Here is an 18137-nt window from a genome sequence, read left to right as displayed (position 1 = left end):
TCCTTATTTTATTTTTCTATTTTTTCTCGTCGAGCAGGATAACGCCTTGATCAGGATTCTTATCAATTGCACCGACAATCGGATGCGGAACATAAAGCTCTTCCAAAAACGCAATGTCCTCTGCTGTCAAATTGATTTCCAAAGCACCTACTGCATCATTCAAATAGGACGCCTTCGTTGCTCCGATGATAGGAGAGGCAATACCCTTAGCCCACTGCCACGCAATCGCTATTTGTGACATTTTACAGTTGTATTTTTCCGAAAGTTCTTTTACCCGATTCACAATCAGAATGTCCTGCTGTTCCATTCTGTCATACTTACCTTTGGCGACACGGTCGGTCTGACCTCGTAGAGACTTGGACTGCCACGTTGCTCTCGCCAAATGTCCTCCGGCAAGTGGGCTGTATGGCATCAGAGACACGCCCATTTGATTGCAGATGGGAATTAGCTCCCGTTCATCCTCTCTGTACAGGAGGTTATAGTGGTTTTCCATTGCGGAAAACTGTGTCCAGCCATGCTCCTTCGCTATAAGCTGCATATTGTGAAACTGGTATCCGTACATTGCAGACGCACCGATAGCTCGGACTTTTCCCGCTTTTACCAGTAAGTCCAATGCTTCCATCGTTTCTTCAATCGGTGTATCGTAATCGAAACGGTGGATGATATATAAATCAAGATAATCTGTTCCGAGACGTTTAAGCGTGCCTTCGATTTCCCTTAGAATGGCTTTTCGAGATAACCGTCCTTCGTTGAAATAAACCTTAGACGCTATCACTACCTGATCTCTCGGCACATTATTTTTGATTGCCTTGCCGAGGTATTCCTCACTTGTTCCCGCCGAATACCCGTTTGCCGTGTCGAAAAAATTGATACCAAGAGAAAGAGCGTGCTTGATCACCGCTTCGCTTTTCTCAGCGTCCAGTGTCCAGTCATGCATTGTTCCTGCTTTGCCAAAACTCATACAGCCAACGCATAACTTGGATATTTCTATATCGGTATTTCCTAATTTTGTGTATTGCATTTGTTTCCTCCTTTACTTCTGTTTTTCTTTAGATTTTCACGGATTTCATGCCGCAGATAATCCATCCGATCAAGCTGGCGTTCCCGCAAATGTATTTCATCCAATGCTTTTTTGCGATGCTCATCCAGTATTTTCATTCTTGCTTTTTCTGTAGAATCTCCTTCGATCAGCAGTTTCATATAGGATTCTACTTCCTCTTTTTGAAAGCCCATATCGTGAAGCGCCATGATCATACTGAGTCGTTCCAAATCTTCGTCATCATAATGCCAATCATCCATCGCCATGCGGACGGCATCGCAAAGTCCCATCTCATGGTATTCGTTCAGGATGCTGATCGGAATACAATAACGTTCGCTGACTTCTTCCTTTGTCATCTTTCTGCCATCCTTTACAAAAAAATATAGGTGCCCCTATCCGGGAACACCTATATTATAGTTTTATATTTATGAAATGTCCAACGCCTATTTTCTATTTCATACAATGCCTTTTGGGCATTTCTTTATATAATCAATAAACGCAGTTGTAGCCGGTGAAAATACTTGACTGTCCTTCCATGCAAGGACAGAGCTAAGTTCCGACCCGTTTCGAAGCGGAATGAATTTCAGATGATCATAATGACAGTCCAGTTTCAGCGTTACGGTAATTCCAACACCGTTTTGTACCATAACCGCACTGTTATATACAAGATTATGCGTGGATATGATATTCATTTGCTTTGCATAATCACCAAACCAACTTGCAAGCTCGTTCTGTACCGGTTTGTTTGCAGGCACTAACAAAGGATAATCCACCAAATCTTCCGGCGCAACGCTTTCCTTTACGGCAAGTTCGGAATCATCACGAACAAGCACCCCCCACTTTTCTTTTGTATGCAGCCGGATAAACTCATACTTAGCTGTATCGACAGGCTCCAGCAGAAGGCCCATATCCAATGCTCCGCTTTCAATACGAGCTTTAATTCCCTCTGCGTTTCCGCTGAAAATATCAAATGTAATAAGGGGATGATGGAGGCGAAAGCCGGAAATCAAATTCGCCAGTTCATTCATGCTTTGTAATTCTCCGCTGCCGATGGAAATCAATCCTGTCAGGTTCTCTTCATTTTGCGTAAGCTCATTGCGGGTCTTTTCTGCAAGGTTTAGCATTTCCTGCGCTCGGCGCTTTAGGAGCATTCCTTCACTTGTAAGAATAATGCTGTGACTGCACCTGTCAAACAGCTTTACGCCGAGTTCCTCTTCGAGCTGCATAAGCTGTCTTGAAAGAGTCGGCTGTGTCACATGAAGAAGCTGTGCGGCTTTCGTAATATTTTCTTCTCTTGCAACCATAAGAAAGTAGTTTAATACTCTAAGTTCCATAATTATGTGCCTCCATACAAGGCATTATACTTAAATTTCGATTTAGCAACAAGTTAATTATATCATACCGCTCAAACAATCTCAATCTTTTTCAAAGTAATCAAACGCCATACGGAATAACATCGTCAATAGAAACCTTTCGCTTTGGTTTTGTGATGCCGTTGTACTGCTTATGACACTCCCACAAGTCAAGCAATAACCCAAAGGGCATCTCTTGAACGAAATATTCCTCTTAAAAATCCCATAAAATCACTATCCTTTTCTAAAAATAGGCATAAGAAAAGCTCCTACCAATTCAGGATAATACTTCTTCTATTGATGAGATTGTTGTCAATCCCTTTGATTTCATCATGTTCTTAATCATACGTGAAAATTTCACCTGGGTAAGAAGCTCGTCATATGTACTTGAAGCCAAAATCCTGCTAACGGCATCACGCAAATAGGGATAAGTTACATAATCGTTGCCTGTGTTATTGGCGACCTTCTCCGCAAGGTCAATGTGGCGCTGCCCGTTCTTTTTAAGTTCAAGCTGTACTGCTGCCAGCGTATATGCCTCTTCTTCCTCTTCTGCAGGTGAAGACCAGTTATACGGATCATAACAAGGGTTACCTGCTGCCCCGAAATCCCCCCATGCGAAGCAATCCGCATAAGGAATTAAGATCTCAATAATACAGCGAGCGACTTCATTTCTGTTTCTCATTACTTTTCTCCTCCTCTAAAACTTCTAATATTTTGATAAGCTTAGCTTCCGATGCTTTTACAATCAGTGATATGACTTTTATGCGTAAAGCGTTGACGTCATTTCCCGTTTCTTTGTTATTCGGATGCTCTGCTTCTGTAATCTCTTCGGCCGCCATCTTGAACAGCTGTTTTCCATAAATATACTGATTTAGTGCGCCCTCAGTATCTGGATCTACCAGATAAGCAGAAAACAAACGGAGTGCTTTACTCGGGAAAGGGAGTTCACTTTCGCTTTGTAATACAAGCTGCAGAGTTCGTGGATCGACTATCGTTTTACCTGTGATTTTCTTAGGATTTTTTGCAATGAGTGACTTTGTATTGTAATTCGTAATTGCCTTTTCAAGAACAGGCATTATAGTAGAATCATCAAAATCCGGTGAATTTGGGTCAGCAAACTGAATGTTAATTTTGTAAATTTTCATTTTTTCCTCCTGTGTGTAGTTTATTTGATGTATCTGATGTCTCTGAAGGCGGTAATCAGCAAGTAAACAAGCCTTCAACCGTCCGCCATCTTTAATATACCACGAAACAATCAAGAAGTCACCAAGAATATAAAATTTATAAAAAAATAAACCACTACTGTCATATACAGAGTTCTTCGACTTGAACTTTGTAGATTTGTACTTTTTAAGTTTTCGCAACATCTCACCTCCAATAGGGTATAAAAATAGCACCGTTTATTTCTAACCGATGCTATGTATAAATTTATTTTTCTATCAATGCATTTATGAAATCATAAAATTCATTATCAGAGCCTTCGTCAATTAGTAACTTTCCTTTATGTAGAGTTACTGCATAAACAATTACATATTCATTGATTTTTTCTCTTAAATATTTTTTCGTCAAATCCCAATGCCTCACTGTTGGTTTTCCATTTTTATTATAGTTTTTAACAGGTACATTTTCGCTCATTGTGATGTATCCAAATTTAATATTTGAATTAATTCCTAATGCACGATTAACTGCCAGTGCAATACTACTTGTATTCTTGTCTACATCAAAAAGTCCTCCTGCTTTACTTTCTATAACAGCAATAACATCTTTTGGCTGATATACTAAACCTAAATACGGCGCTGCATCTTCTTTTACTATTAGTAAATCATATTCATATTTTGACCCAGCTATATATGAATTAACTGATGAAGTTTTAAATGGTTCGTTATTATTCAAAAAATATTTAGTGAGTTCTTGTTTCAGCAGTTCTACTGCTATTGCACCTCTAAGTTTCTTTGCATCTTTACTATCACCATGATTTTGTTTCATTATTTGTTCAAGTTCTATACAATGATTTTTATATGATTGATAATAACAATTACCCATTATACATTACTCCCTTAATATTACTGATATTTTACTGACATTAACAAGTTTTATTGTACAATTATAGCACACAAATAAGACAAGTCAATATATTTTAAAAATTACAACTCATATCTATTCGGCTTTCTGTATGATGGTGGATGGTTTCCAGAATCCGCTCCTGCTCGGCATCGTTCACACCAATACTCTCAAGTGCCTCTCGTGTTCCGCAGTCGTGGCATTGCACATGCACTAACGGTGGTCGGGAGGGTTGTTTATTTCTTATAAAGTTTTATACTTCAACATAAAACTTAATCCTTTTGTTCGTCCTGTACCTCGTCTGCCACTTCATCCGATTGTGTTTCAGACGTTATTTGCGTTGATTCATCAATCGGTTCTTCTGCTGATTCTTCCTCCGCTTCAAGCAGAGTAATCTCATCTTCCTGCTGCAATATAGTTTTCAGCTTTTGCAAATCGAGCAAAATCGAGGCAATATTCGCCTCATACTCACGCAGGCGGCTGTCTATCTCCAGCTTTTCCTGCTCCTGTTTGTCGATAAGCTCAAGCAGGCGGTCAAGCACATCGTCAACCTCACGGCAATCATAATAATGGCGCTTGTGAACCGTAAAGGCAATATCGTGTGCAGTTTTCGCTGTTAACTCCGGCAATTCGTTTTTTTCACTCATTTCTGTTATCATAATCCTTTCAATTAGTAAAATGTTATATTATGCGAACACGGTTCAACAAAGCGCAAAGAAACGGTCAAGAACGCTTCAATAAGCCCCTATTCAAAATCCGTGCATAGTTTCATTATTTAATTAAAATTACTCGCTGACAATAAGCGGCACAACCTTTCCGATTAGCATATAATTTGCGTCACTGAACTCATAGGAGCAGGTGGAAAACGTCATTATCCTGTCTGTGGCGGTTATTTCTACCCCACTATTAAAGGTAGTGTTCTCCTTTGCATATTCAACAAGCTTCATCATATTGGCATCCTTAATATACTCCTCGCTGTTCCACTGATGTGAGCTTATCACAAAACCGTATGCAATTTGAATTTCATAATCGCCGTTTGCAGTGTAATAGTACGCTGTTTTGTGGTCTTCGAAAAAAGAGCTGTTCTTGTAGTAAGTTATATTTTGGAACATACTACCGTTTTTCATATGATGCCCGTATAAGACGGTGTTGCGGCTTTTCATATCCTTGCTTTTTAACATATCCATAAATATTGTTCCGCCAACATTGTAGCTGCCATCCGGCAGATGATAGCAATAGTAAGAGTTGTTGTCGCACTGTGCAACAGGGTAATCAATCTGCGTATCCGGGAAGGTTATCCAACCCACCACGTCCTTGCCGATATTTGATAGCTCCTCCCCACTCATTGTCACGCTTTGATGCAAGTTTTTACTGTTGTTTTCCGGGGATATATCTGCGCTTATTTTTGAGTAGTAGTCGCCCGATTCGTTATACTGACGCTGTGTTGATAAAAGCAACGAGGCGCACAGTACTGCAACAGCAAGAAACACAGCCGCAAGAGCAACGACTGCATTTCTGACAATATCATTTTTGGTGCCGTAGCGTGGCTTATGGACATTAAAAAGATTACGCAAAGAACTATTTCCTTCCATAGCGAGTTTTATTTCGTCTGAGCAGCAGGAACACGCAACACCCGACGAAACCGACCGCCGATATTATAAGCAAGGTCCAATAAAGCTCAATAGGCGCTGAGTCCGACATTTTCGGAATTTCGCTTGACCCACCCTTTGGAGCATATGCGTTGGTGAACACAACTTCAGTGAGCTTATCGTAGGTCTTGCCGTTTGTTTTCATAGTTATATCAGTGCCCGTTACCTTAATCTTACCTTCTTGCTTTTCAGCCGTAACAGTTACGGTGTAGACAGCGATATCGTACGTATAGCCCGCTTCACCTGTGTTTTTCTCTGTTACGGTATAAGTGTATTTTCCGGCTTTGGCATATTCTATTGCCGGTAATGTTACACTTCCTGCGCCTGTGATTGTGAAGCTGTAATTACCGCCCGTCTGAGCAAGCGGCATTGGGCAATCCTTATCGCCTGCTGAAAGCACAAACGAAAATACAGCGGCACTTGACGGCTGAACTGTTGAAAACTGCTTTCTGACAGTCATCATATATTGATTAGGTTCGGGAATTGGTTTGTCCGGCGGCTGAGTCGGCTGCTCCCCTCCCCAAGTGAAATGATTTATTCTTGTCAAATCAAGTGAGGTAGTATAAGCAAGAGTCGGCATAAGCACTGCGACAAACACAATAAGGCATGCGCCTAAAAGCGCATAGATTGCTTTTCTTTTCATAGTCAGACCTCAGGGTTTGTAATAACAACAGAAAGCCGCCATGTGAACAGCGGCTTATCTGTGCGTTATTCTTTTATCAGCTCTTTTTCACGCTCGATTTATACGAATTGCTGACGGAGCGCACAAGAGCATCCGCATTATCAGTAATTTTTGAATTATCTGTAATATCATAGCCGTTTTCATATTTGGTGATTTCACAGCCGTCCTTGTTTGCCCAGTCACGAGCATACTCCTCGTTGTCCTCAGGGAGCGCGTAGCTACTCAAATCAACGGACATAGCCTGCAAGCGAACATTCATATTGTAATCCATAACAACATCATTGCCGCCGTAGACTGAGGGCAAAAAGCTTTTTTCCTCGCTCTTTTTCATTACGTTGTCAAGCAAGGGCTGTGATTTTTCACCCGGCTTAAGAGCTTTGGTGTAGTAGCACCAACCGTCGGTATCAATTACCCAATAGGCAACCCCATTTTCATCTGCAAGCGGCTTATCCTTTGCAAGCCACTCCTCCATTGTCATAGTGTGGTCAGAGAAAAGCACAGTTACTGCCTTTGGCGAAACAGAGCTGTCGCACTTAAGCTCGTTTAAGGTTTTTGTTGTAAGCACTGCTTTTTTATCAACATCTTCAGTGCCTCCTGTAACCTTGACAAACTCCTCAAGGCGAACTCTGATTATTGCAGGGTCGGTGCTGTCCTTTTCATTTACGACAAACACATCCTTGTTAACCCACGGAGTAAAGTCCTCTTGAATGTCAACCGTAATTTTCTGGTCAAGCTCGCCTGTCCATGTGAATTTGTTAAGCTTTGTTATATCCTGCTGTAAGCACCACGCAACAGTGCTTGTAACAACAAGGGCAAGGCTAACGATAGCGGCGAGTATTGCGATTATTTTTTTATTAAGATTCATGGTATTATGCCTCCCTTGAGCAATGCCCAAAGTCAAGATGTAGGGTGTTTTGGAAAGCCGCCGATAGTGGAGGCTTTCCAAAAGCAAAGGAGTTTAGGGTTTAAAATTAGTTTACGGTTGTGTTATCGTAGCTTCCAAATGTGAAGCTTGGAGCAAATGTTGGAGTGCCTGTAACTGTGATTGTGTTAGCGTATGTTTTGCCACTGTGAATTGTTTTGCCGTTGCAAACAAATACGCTCTTAGCACCGTCAACGTTTGTTGTGTAAGAACCGCCGTCAATTGTTAGGTTAATATCCTCATAGCTGTTGAGGACAACCTGGAGTGCATTGTAGCCGAACTCATCAAATCCGGATTTTGTTGCATAGTAGTTTGTAATACTGTCATCATCATGTAATTTTGTGATTGTATTTGCACCGCAGTCAACAGCAACATTAACATTGTTAAGTGTTACGTCACCGCTGCGAACACAGATACCAACAGCACCGGTGTCGGTTGCATTAACCTTAACATTGCAATTTGTCATAGTAAGCGGAGTATCATCAGGCTTAAATACACCAATTAAACCTGCTTCAACTGTGCATCCGGTAAGGTTTACTTCATTAGCGGGAACTGTATTGTTGCCGCCGATGCCGTAAAGATTTGATTTAAATGTTGTGTTTTTGGCGTTAAGTGTAGCTCCCTTGATAAGGCGTATAGCGTTTGTTCCGCCGGAAACAGTAGAATCCTCAATATTTACATTTATGTTTTCTCCGTTAATGCAGATAGCATCTACTCCGGCAGTTTCCGCCGTAATTGTAGAGCCGCTGATTGTTATGTCGCTCTCGGCATTAACAACCAAACCGTGAGTCTTGGCGCTTGTAACATTAGCTCCGTTTAACTCAAGTGAGCCGTTATTTTCTACCCAAACAGCATAATTATTTTCTGAATTAACATTAACATCATTAAGTTTCATTGTACCGGAAACAAATGCTGCCACAGTGCTGCCACCATCAATAGTACCGCCTTCAACTGTAAGCGTTGCATCTTTACCTACATTAAGCGGAATTGTGCTACCATCGGTTTTGAGTGTGTGACCGTTGAGATTGACTGTTTTTGCACCGTTCGGAACAGAAATCATCTCTTCTGCATTTGTAATAGTGATATCATTTGACAGTGAAACTACATCTGTTTTCTCATCAGCCAAAAGTGTCTTAAGGTCTGTAACATTTGTTGCAGCCTTGCCCTGAGCCTTATCCGGATTTTCAATTCCCATAACAAGAGCCTTAGCACTATCTGAGATTGTCTGGTCATTGAGTATCTCGAAGTCATCTGTTCTCTGGTCAGCAGTTATATATCGTCCATCAGAGCTTGTGCCGAGATATGTCCACTGAGCGTTGTCTGTTTCTGAGCCGAAATCAGCCAAATCTGCTGACATTGCCTGCAAACGAACATTTATTTTGTAACTAAGTTCATACGGCGGTTTATAGGTTTGAGTAAGTATATCCTTATCCAAATCAACGTCATCAAGGAGCCACTCTGTTTTTTCACTTGCTGCAAGTGCCTTTGTATAGTAGCACCAACCGTCAGCATCAATTACCCAATAGCCCTTGCCGTCTGCATCGGCGTATGGACTTCCGGCTTGCTGCCAAGCGTCTATTGTCATTACGTTTGGACCGAAATGCAGGGTAATGGAATTATCAAGTTCTGTTGAGCTGTCTGCGTCCTTGCCAGTAAGGGTTGAAGCACCCGGTACATTGAAGATTGCGTTAGCAGTTGTATTATCTGTGCTGTAGCCTTCCTTATTGTTATATGTATTACCATTACGATAGGTAATATCATAGAACTCCTCAAGGCGCATACGTACTATAACAGTATTGTCGCCTGTGTTTTCCGCCCATACGTCCTTATTTGCCCAAGGGTTGGCCGGGTCGAAATCCTCGTCGAGAAGGACATTATACTCACCTGTATTTTCCTTTGGAAGTTCATTGAGCACTGTCTGATCTTGTGCCATATTCCATGCAACCGTTCCTGTAAGCACAAGAGCCGTTGCTGCTGCCGCAGCTACAACTGCTGTTCGTTTTTTGTTAGTTGAGCCTGCCATAAAATTACCTCCATCATATTTTATTAATTATTCCGGTTCGGAAAGCCTTGCCTTTTGAAGACTTTCCGACCAATTGAGTTTTAAATTATTTTGTAACTGTTGTGTTCTTATAGCTGTCAGCAAATGTGAATGTCGGAGTAAAGGTTGGTGCGCCGCTGACTGTTATTGTGTTTGCAAATGTGTACGGGTACTCGAAGCCTGAGCCTTCAGTGTGGATATTATATCCCTCGTCATAGATATAAACGCTCTTTGCACCGTCAACATTTGTTGTATAAGAGCCACCGATAATGTTAAGATTGATTGAGTCGTAGCTGTTGAGAACTATCTGGAGAGGGTCATAATTCGGGAAGCATCTGGTTGCCTGACTTTCTGATGCATATTGAGTGTTCAAATATTCGTCAGTTAACATATCGTCAGCGCCTGTTCCCTTATTAATATTAATATTAACATTGTCAAGTGTGATGTCGCCGCTTCGTATGAATAATCCGCCGGCTCTTACGCCATCAGCCCCTGTTGTATTAACCACACAATTCTTCATAACAAGCGGATAATCGCCAACCTTATAATATCCGAGTTCTGTTGCCGTCAAGGTTGTATTTTCAAGATTAACGCTCTTTGGAGAATAGTTGTGGTTTTCAGAAATGGCTGCTCTACCTATGATTTCTGAGTCCTTTGCGGTAAGGGTCCAATCTGTCCACAAGAGAATACCGTTATCTACACCTTGTACAACTGAGTTATTCTCAATAACAATATCAGTTGATACATTGCGTTGAGTAATTGAAGTAATAGCCGCAACATTATTACTTGTTATGCTTGAATTGTTTAAGTATAGATTTGCATTAGAGCCTAACAAAACTGCTCCAATAGGTCTTCTTGCTGTGGTTGCGAAAGTAAAGGAAGAGTTGTAGAGCTTAATATCTCCAAGAACACGCATTCCGCTTGTTGAATAAGTACATTCGTCAGCAGTAGCCTGAATGTCTACTAACTCAACATTAGAACCCGCTTCATTCTCCAACAACATATTCTTGTGGCAAAGAATTGTTCCGTGCTTAAGTGCAAATGATACATTTTCTCCTACACGAAATACTTTATTTGTTCCATGAGTTTTATTAATTGTATAATGACCGAGATCAATAAGCTTGTCGGATTGTACATCCATATAAGTACTGTAATCAATACCATAACTATCTATTAAGATGTCATCCACTAAAAGAATACTGTGAATAGTTGGGTCATTAATCGCTGCTTCAAGCTCTGCAAATGTTGAAACCTTAACGGCTATCGAACCGTCATCGTTCGCATACGGATTTGTGTATGTGTTCTTAATGCCGATAACAAGGTTCTCAGCATCGTCTGTTATATCCGAATTTGCAGTGATTTCAAACGGATTATCTGTTGCGGCAATTTCACGACCGCCGTCAACATTTGTCCATTGTGCCTTATTATCCTTTGCGCCATAGTCCACAAGGTCGGCTGAAATTGCCTGCAAACGAACATTGATTTTGTAATCAAGGTTGTACGGCGCATCATATGCTACATCAAAAATTTCCTCGTTGAAATCTACGTCGTCAAGCAGATATTCCGTTGTTTCGCCTGCCAAAAGCGCCCTTGTGTAGTAGCACCAGCCGTCTGAGTCTACTACCCACTTTATTGCAGCTTTAGCTGTGTCGTCCATTGCGTTGTATTCAGCCATTGTTGCAACGCCTTCATTGAAATTAAGCGCTACCTTGTCAGTTAGGTGTGTTGAGCTGTCTGCCGCTTTGTAGTTATTTCCGTCCTGTCCGGTAGAGGCTGTAAGCGCGTCTGCCTTAAATATTGCAGAGCTTCCTTCTGTCGGCGGTGTTTGGCTGTAACCCTCTGCAACATTATAGTCTGTGCCGTTACGGTATGTAAGGTCATAAAACTCCTCAAGACGAACACGAACTATAACCGGGTTGTCGCCGTTGTTCTTTACGAACACGTCCTTATTTAGCCACGGGTCTGCCTTATCAAAGTTTTCGTCAAGCTCAACCTCATACTTACCGGGGTCTTTCTCAGTAAATTCATTAAGCTTTGTTTGGTCAGTTGCCATGTTCCACGCAACCGTTCCAGTCAGCACAAGAGCCGCTGCTGTTGCCGCAGCTATGACAGCTGTGCGTTTTTTGTTTGTGCTGTCCGCCATATTTGGTACCTCCGTTTTATTTTCTGTTCCGACTTAAGGAAAGCCCCATTTGTTGAAGCTTTCCCCAATCGAATGAGATTAAATGTCTAAAATTATTTTGTAACTGTTGTGTTCTTATAGCTGTCAGCAAATGTGAATGTCGGAGTAAAAGTTGGTGCGCCGCTGACTGTTATTGTGTTTGCAAATGTGTACGGGTACTCGAAGCTTGAGCCTTCAGTGTGAATATTATATCCCTCGTCATAGATATAAACGCTCTTTGCACCGTCAACATTTGTTGTATAAGAGCCACCGATAATGTTAAGATTGATTGAGTCGTAGCTGTTAAGAACTATCTGAAGAGCCTCGTAATTTGAGAAGTTCCTGGTAGCCTCATTGCCGTCGGCATATTTACTGTTCAAATATTCATCGGTTAACAATTCTTCGCCTGTTCCCTTATTAACATTAATATTAACATTGTCAAGTGTGACGTCACCGCTGCGTATAAACATTCCGTTGGCTCTTGCGCCATCAGCTGCCGTTACATTAACGGTACAATTTTTCATTACAAGCGGATAATCGCCAACCTTATAATATCCAAGTTCTTTTGCAGTTAAGGTTACGTTTTCAAGATAAGCGTTCTTTGGAGAAGCGTTGTGGTTTTCAAGAATAGCTGCATCTTTTGCGCCCTTAGCAACTATTTCTGAATCCCTTGCGTCAAGAGTCCAGCCTTCTGATAACCATAAGCCGCTACCTGCGCCTTCTACATAAGAATTATTTCTAATAACAACGTTGACATTTTTAGCTCCATCGCCATTCTGTACAGTTGCAGCTCCCAATGTTGAAATAACAGAGCTGTTATCTAAATAAATTGATGAATTGTCTGTTCCGGGATTATGCATTATTCCCCTTTGTGATATAATAGATGAATTATACATTTCTACTCTTGAGGCGTTAGAATAAAGCCATAAGCCGAATTGACAATTACTATCTGCATTTACATCAGTATCAACAAGCTTCACGGTTCCGCCTTGTATAATGGAAAAATTACAGCCATTTGTCAAATCAACAGTGCCATGTCTGACTATAACTTCAGCGTTATTATAAACCTGTAACAGGTAACCTCCGGGTTTAGTCCCTGTAAGCTTATAGTCTCCAAGCTCAATAAGCTTATTTCTGCCAATTTGGAAAAAGTCTGATGTGGTAATGTTTTCAGTCAGAAGAACACTGTGAACATTTTTATCAGTTAAAGCCGCTTTAAGTTCCTCAGCAGTTGAAACAGAAACAGCAATTGCTGTGTCTTCATTTCTATAAATGTTTGAATCGTTTTTAATCTTAACAACAAGCTCAAGAGCCTCATCTGTGATTGTTGAGTTGTCAAGAATCTCATAATTATTATCAGCATCGTCAGCAATTATTCTGCCGGCGTTGTCTGTAATCTCATTGCCCTCATTATCAATGTAGGCAACATTTGTCCATTGTTCATCGTTCAGGTGTGAGCCGAAGTCATCAAGATCGGCTGAAATTGCCTGCAAACGAACATTGATTTTGTAATCAAGGTTGTACGGCGCATCATATGCTGCATCAAAAATTTCCTCGTTGAAATCTACGTCGTCAAGCAGATATTCCGTTGTTTCGCCTGCCAAAAGCGCCCTTGTGTAGTAGCACCAGCCGTCTGAGTCTACTACCCACTTTATTGCAGCTTTGGCTGTGTCGTCCATTGCGTTGTATTCAGCCATTGTTGCAACGCCTTCATTGAAATTAAGCGCTACCTTGTCAGTTAGGTGTGTTGAGCTGTCTGCCGCTTTGTAGTTATTTCCGTCCTGTCCGGTAGAGGCTGTAAGTGCGTCTGCCTTAAATATTGCAGAGCTTCCTTCTGTCGGCGGTGTTTGGCTGTAACCCTCTGCAACATTATAGTCAGTGCCGTTACGGTATGTAAGGTCATAAAACTCCTCAAGACGAACACGAACTATAACCGGGTTGTCGCCGTTGTTCTTTACGAACACATCCTTGTTTAGCCACGGGTCTGCCGTATCAAAGTTTTCGTCAAGCTCAACCTCATACTTACCTGGGTCTTTCTCGGTAAATTCATTAAGCTTTGTTTGGTCAGTTGCCATATTCCACGCAACCGTTCCTGTCAGCACAAGTGCCGCTGCTGTTGCCGCTGCTATGACAGCTGTGCGTTTTTTGTTTGTACTTTCTGACATTATTTATACCTCCTAAGGTTTTATATATTAAAGGAGCTTCCCACTCCAATACTACTTATTCAGTCTTGCCATATCTTGGTTTTACCGGCGTTGGCTTAATCAGCGTTATGATAAGCTTTATAAGCGTGAGCGTCAAAAGAATTATTACAATAGAAATCAAAATGTTGTTTTGAATATACTCAAGCACATATCCGGCATACGGCACAGAAAAGCTTACAGTTCCCACAACATTTCCGCCGAGCGTTATAAACGGGTCCTCCTTTGTGTTTGCAATGCCCTGTGTTTTAAAGCAGATTCCGTTATTGCCGTAGTTGTCCAAAATGTCGATAACACGGTGCGTCCATATTTCTTGTTCGGAGCCGGGATTATAAAAGGTTATATCATCGCCCACCTTAATATCCTCAGGCTTTGTCAGCTTGACAACTACAAGCGAGCCTGTGGGATAAACAGGGGTCATACTTCCTGAAAGAACGGAGTACATTCTGTACCCGAAAATTGACTTGTTCGAATCGCCGTTTGTCGCAAATGCAAAAGCACCAAGAAGCATTGCAATAATCAGTATGTAAAAAACAGCATTAGAAACTATCTTTTTGATACTGCCCTTTTTTCGGGTTCTATTCTTTTTCGCTTCAGCCTTGTCCGGCTCGGAGTTAACACTATTCAATAATTGCTCTTCCCTTCGGTTACTCTAACCAAACTGTATAATATACGCATATATTTTTGCTAAGTATTATATATACGTATGCTTTTCCGATGATATCAATTTAATATATTCTACCTCTACTCACTCATCTTGTCAATATTTTATCCACATTTTAGTTATATAGCTATATATTTTAGTGTATTTTCCCACAGATTGCACAATAACTGTTACTATATTTTACATTGTAGAAAAATTATCTATTCAAACATTATAATTGTGTTATACCACTTCTTTCAAGCAAGATTAAATCAAATATTAACACTGTTATTGACACATCTTGTTTTCAATGCTATAATTTAGCCACAAGTTAATAGACAGTTCGGCCCGAATTTCGAGCGTACCATCCTGTCGTTAAACAAAACTAGGGAAGTGTTATGGCATAACGTACTTTCGTTGTGCCATTTTTTCCTGCATTTTGCAGGATTTTTTTATTTGAGGAGGATATAAAATGATGAATTCAATTTTATTCATACTTGCCGTTGTGTTTTACCTTTTTGCCGTAATTGTTGCATACAAGCTGTTCGGCAAGACCGGGCTTTATGTATTTACGGCAATTTCGGCAATACTTGCAAACATACAGGTCTGCAAAAATGTTGACATATTCGGTCTTTCAACAACAGCCGGTAATGTGCTTTATGCCGCAAGCTTTCTTGTTACCGATATACTGTCTGAGAAGTACGGCAAAAAGGCGGCTCAAAAGGCTGTTTACATAGGAATTTTCACAACGCTTATCTTCCTTATAGGAACACAGGGACTTCTCAGCTTTACACCGAATTCAAGCGATATTATGAACGAACCACTGACCCAGCTCTTTGGCTTTGTTCCGAGAATTGCAATAGGCAGTTTACTTGGGTATATTCTCTCTCAGAGCATTGATGTTGCGCTCTATCATTTAATATGGAAAAAAACGGGTAATAATAAAAAAATGCTTTGGCTCAGAAACTGCGGCTCAACGCTTACCTCGCAGGCGGTTGATACGGTTGTATTCACAACGGTTGCGTTCTATGGCGTTTATGACAACAGCGTATTTATAAGCATATTGCTCACAACGTATTTATTTAAGGCGATAGTTGCATTCTGCGACACACCGTTTGTATATCTGGCAAGAAAACTAAAAATCAAGGAGGAAAAATAAATGGAGCTTAATGCACTTGGAAAGAAAACGGAATATAAATCTGACTACGCACCCGAAGTACTTGAAACCTTTGAGAACAAGCATCCAAATAATGATTACTTTGTAAAATTCAACTGTCCCGAGTTCACCTCTCTTTGTCCGATAACAGGCCAGCCGGATTTTGCTGCCATATATATTTCATACGTTCCCGACAAAAAAATGGTTGAAAGCAAATCTCTTAAGCTTTATCTTTTTTCTTACAGAAATCACGGCGATTTTCACGAGGATTGCTGTAACAAGATTATGAAGGATTTGATAAATCTGATGGACCCGAAATATATTGAGGTCTGGGGCAAGTTTTTGCCGAGAGGCGGTATCTCAATTGACCCTTACTGCAACTACGGAAGAAAAGGCACAAGGTGGGAGGACGTTGCCTTTAACCGACTTGCAAATCACGATTTGTATCCCGAAAAGGTTAACAACAGGTAACGTAACGCAATCAGAAAAGAAAAATGAAGAATTGTTCATAGTAATAATGATAAGTTAGGCAACGCTCTTGACATAAGCGGCTCAAAACACTGAATCTTTTTATAGCTTGTATTACTAAAATAAAATAGCTTGTATTACTAAAATAAAATTGATTGACGAATGACCAAGAATGTATTAAAATAAGAAGTGCACTTTTATTACGTAATCAGCATTTTGGAGGTAACTATATGGGTGGTTTTTTTGCAGTAGCTTCTAAGGAAAACTGCGTGCTTGATTTATTTTACGGCACTGACTATCATTCACATTTGGGTACAAGACGAGGTGGTATGGCGGTTTACGGTGAGGATGGGTTTTCCCGTGCGATTCACAACATACAAAATTCGCCGTTCCGCACTAAGTTTGAAAACGATGTAGCCGAGCTTAACGGCAACCTTGGCATTGGCTGTATTTCTGATTTTGAGCCGCAGCCGCTGCTTGTTCATTCTCATCTGGGAAGCTTTTCAATTACAACCGTAGGCAAAATCAACAACTCGGACGAGCTTGTTAAGGAATGTTTTGAATCCGGTCACACGCATTTTCTTGAGATGAGCGGCGGAACTATTAACCCGACCGAAATCACAGCGGCGCTTATTAACCAGAAAGCCTCTCTTGTCGAGGGTCTGCGCTATGCTCAGGAGAAAATCAACGGTTCAATGACTATTCTCCTGCTTACCCCTACGGGCATATATGCCGCACGTGATAAAGTTGGACGAACACCCGTTATCATTGGCAAAAAGGATAATGCTTTCTGCGCTTCGTTTGAGAGCTTTGCTTATCTCAATTTAGGCTATGAGGACTGCAAGGAATTAGGCCCCGGCGAAATTGTATTTATGACCCCCGACGGAGTTGAAACGGTAAGCCCTGCCGGCAATGAAATGAAAATATGCTCCTTTCTGTGGGTTTACTACGGCTACCCCACCTCCTGTTACGAAGGCGTTAATGTTGAGCAGATGCGCTATGAATGTGGCAAGCTGCTTGCAAGAAGAGATGACGCAACACCTGACTGCGTTGCGGGTATTCCTGATTCGGGCATTGCTCACGCTGTGGGCTACTCAAATGAAACAAAGATACCGTTTACACGCCCATTTATAAAATACACTCCAACGTGGCCACGTTCATTTATGCCGATAAACCAGGCACAGCGCAACAAAATTGCACATATGAAGCTCATTCCTGTTAAGAGCCTTATCGAGAACAAGCGCCTTCTCCTTATTGACGATTCCATAGTACGAGGAACTCAGCTTCGTGAAACAACGGAATTTTTATATAACAGCGGCGCTAAAGAGGTTCACATCCGTCCTGCTTGTCCTCCTATTATGTTCGGCTGTAAATATTTGAACTTCTCACGCTCCACCTCTGATCTTGATTTGATTACACGCAGGGTTATTGTAAAGCGTGAAGGCGAAAACGCCGACAAGATGCTTGACGATTATGCTGACCCGACAAGCACAAATTACAAGGAAATGGTTGAAGAAATCCGCAAGGAGCTTAACTTTACATCTCTGCGCTACCACCGCCTTGACGATATGCTTGAAGCAATAGGCATATCACCGTGCAAACTCTGCACCTATTGCTGGAACGGCAAGGAATAATAAGAAACTAAAAAATATCCATATACAATAACGCACCGCATATCGGTTTGATATGCGGTGCGTTATGTTTATAAGTGGAGGTATTCTCACTTGTTGAAATCTACCTGTAATCTGCATTTGCAGTACTG

Annotated in this window: 17 protein-coding genes; 3 read left to right on the top strand and 14 right to left on the bottom strand. The window is 41.1% G+C overall.

Annotated elements, in window-relative coordinates:
* Window positions 1-16 precede the first annotated feature (16 nt).
* The 14 genes from GMA13_RS05670 to GMA13_RS05605 all read right to left on the bottom strand — a co-directional run bounded on the left by GMA13_RS05670 (window position 17) and on the right by GMA13_RS05605 (window position 14736).
* Window positions 17-1021 carry an aldo/keto reductase gene (locus GMA13_RS05670; protein ID WP_255883583.1) on the bottom strand — a complete coding sequence of 335 codons (1005 nt, stop codon included), beginning with the start codon at window positions 1019-1021 and terminating at the stop codon, window positions 17-19.
* A complete protein-coding gene (locus GMA13_RS05665; RefSeq protein WP_255883584.1) occupies window positions 1003-1395 on the bottom strand; it encodes a MerR family transcriptional regulator in 393 nt (130 codons plus the stop codon). The genes GMA13_RS05670 and GMA13_RS05665 overlap by 19 nt, the downstream gene beginning before the upstream one ends.
* 99 nt (window positions 1396-1494) lie before the next feature.
* Entirely contained in the window at window positions 1495-2373 is an 879-nt protein-coding gene (locus tag GMA13_RS05660; RefSeq protein WP_255883585.1) for a LysR family transcriptional regulator, read from the bottom strand.
* 295 nt (window positions 2374-2668) lie between these two features.
* Window positions 2669-3073, bottom strand: a complete 405-nt coding sequence (locus GMA13_RS05655) for a hypothetical protein (RefSeq protein ID WP_255883586.1) — start codon at window positions 3071-3073, stop codon at window positions 2669-2671.
* Window positions 3057-3536, bottom strand: a complete 480-nt coding sequence (locus GMA13_RS05650; RefSeq protein WP_255910586.1) for a hypothetical protein — start codon at window positions 3534-3536, stop codon at window positions 3057-3059. The genes GMA13_RS05655 and GMA13_RS05650 overlap by 17 nt, the downstream gene beginning before the upstream one ends.
* 283 nt (window positions 3537-3819) lie before the next feature.
* The gene (locus tag GMA13_RS05645; RefSeq protein WP_255883589.1) at window positions 3820-4434 is read right to left on the bottom strand and encodes a hypothetical protein; all 615 of its coding nucleotides are present in this window, start codon (window positions 4432-4434) and stop codon (window positions 3820-3822) included.
* A gap of 290 nt (window positions 4435-4724) precedes the next feature.
* Window positions 4725-5099, bottom strand: a complete 375-nt coding sequence (locus GMA13_RS05640; RefSeq protein WP_255910584.1) for a hypothetical protein — start codon at window positions 5097-5099, stop codon at window positions 4725-4727.
* Window positions 5100-5237: 138 nt separating this feature from the next.
* Entirely contained in the window at window positions 5238-6026 is a 789-nt protein-coding gene (srtB, locus tag GMA13_RS05635; protein WP_255910582.1) for a class B sortase, read from the bottom strand.
* A 4-nt stretch (window positions 6027-6030) separates the two neighbouring features.
* Window positions 6031-6744 (bottom strand): Spy0128 family protein, encoded by a 714-nt coding sequence (locus GMA13_RS05630; RefSeq protein ID WP_255910580.1) that lies wholly within the window; start codon window positions 6742-6744, stop codon window positions 6031-6033.
* Window positions 6745-6820: 76 nt separating this feature from the next.
* Window positions 6821-7648 (bottom strand): hypothetical protein, encoded by an 828-nt coding sequence (locus GMA13_RS05625; RefSeq protein ID WP_255883593.1) that lies wholly within the window; start codon window positions 7646-7648, stop codon window positions 6821-6823.
* 106 nt (window positions 7649-7754) lie between these two features.
* Window positions 7755-9728, bottom strand: a complete 1974-nt coding sequence (locus tag GMA13_RS05620) for a right-handed parallel beta-helix repeat-containing protein (RefSeq protein WP_255910577.1) — start codon at window positions 9726-9728, stop codon at window positions 7755-7757.
* Window positions 9729-9813: 85 nt separating this feature from the next.
* Window positions 9814-11889 (bottom strand): hypothetical protein, encoded by a 2076-nt coding sequence (locus tag GMA13_RS05615; protein WP_255883596.1) that lies wholly within the window; start codon window positions 11887-11889, stop codon window positions 9814-9816.
* A gap of 92 nt (window positions 11890-11981) precedes the next feature.
* Window positions 11982-14072, bottom strand: coding sequence for a hypothetical protein (locus GMA13_RS05610; protein WP_255883597.1), 2091 nt, complete (start codon window positions 14070-14072; stop codon window positions 11982-11984).
* Window positions 14073-14127: 55 nt separating this feature from the next.
* A complete protein-coding gene (locus GMA13_RS05605) occupies window positions 14128-14736 on the bottom strand; it encodes a signal peptidase I (RefSeq protein ID WP_255883598.1) in 609 nt (202 codons plus the stop codon).
* A 487-nt stretch (window positions 14737-15223) separates the two neighbouring features.
* On the opposite strand from GMA13_RS05605, the gene GMA13_RS05600 reads away from it, so the two are divergent.
* The 3 genes from GMA13_RS05600 to GMA13_RS05590 all read left to right on the top strand — a co-directional run bounded on the left by GMA13_RS05600 (window position 15224) and on the right by GMA13_RS05590 (window position 18009).
* A complete protein-coding gene (locus GMA13_RS05600) occupies window positions 15224-15910 on the top strand; it encodes a queuosine precursor transporter (RefSeq protein WP_255883599.1) in 687 nt (228 codons plus the stop codon).
* Window positions 15911-16378 carry a preQ(1) synthase gene (gene queF / locus GMA13_RS05595; protein WP_255883600.1) on the top strand — a complete coding sequence of 156 codons (468 nt, stop codon included), beginning with the start codon at window positions 15911-15913 and terminating at the stop codon, window positions 16376-16378. It begins immediately after the preceding gene.
* A gap of 227 nt (window positions 16379-16605) precedes the next feature.
* Window positions 16606-18009 carry an amidophosphoribosyltransferase gene (locus tag GMA13_RS05590; RefSeq protein ID WP_255883601.1) on the top strand — a complete coding sequence of 468 codons (1404 nt, stop codon included), beginning with the start codon at window positions 16606-16608 and terminating at the stop codon, window positions 18007-18009.
* The last annotated feature ends 128 nt before the right edge of the window (window positions 18010-18137 follow it).

It is taken from the genome of Ruminococcus sp. zg-924, assembly GCF_024433635.1.
GTDB lineage: Bacteria > Bacillota > Clostridia > Oscillospirales > Acutalibacteraceae > UBA7067.
Note: the sequence above shows the minus strand (reverse complement) of the source record. Positions and strands in the feature narration are given on the sequence as shown.